Below are 287 nucleotides of genomic sequence, written 5' to 3'. Positions count from 1 at the left end.
TTTCCTTCACAGTACTGGTTCACTATCGGTCTCTCGGGAGTATTTAGCCTTACCGGATGGTCCCGGCTGATTCACGCAAAATTCCTCGTGTTCCGCGCTACTCAGGATACCACTATGCTTCGTCTTGCTTCGAATACAGGACTGTCACCTTCTATGGTCTAACTTTCCAGATCGTTCTTCTCACAAGATTTCTTGCAATGTCGTGGTCCTACAACCCCAACCATGCCGTAACATGGGTGGTTTGGGCTCTTCCCCGTTCGCTCGCCACTACTGGGGGAATCATTGTT

General features: G+C 49.8%; 1 rRNA gene. It reads right to left on the bottom strand.

Annotated elements, in window-relative coordinates:
* A 23S ribosomal RNA gene (locus I6E24_RS16875) occupies positions 1–287 on the bottom strand; the annotation flags it as partial.

This window comes from Bacteroides caecigallinarum (assembly GCF_021530995.1).
Taxonomy (GTDB): Bacteria; Bacteroidota; Bacteroidia; order Bacteroidales; family Bacteroidaceae; genus Phocaeicola; species Phocaeicola faecigallinarum.
The sequence above is the reverse complement of the archived record's forward strand: the minus strand, read 5'-3'. Positions and strand labels throughout refer to the sequence as shown.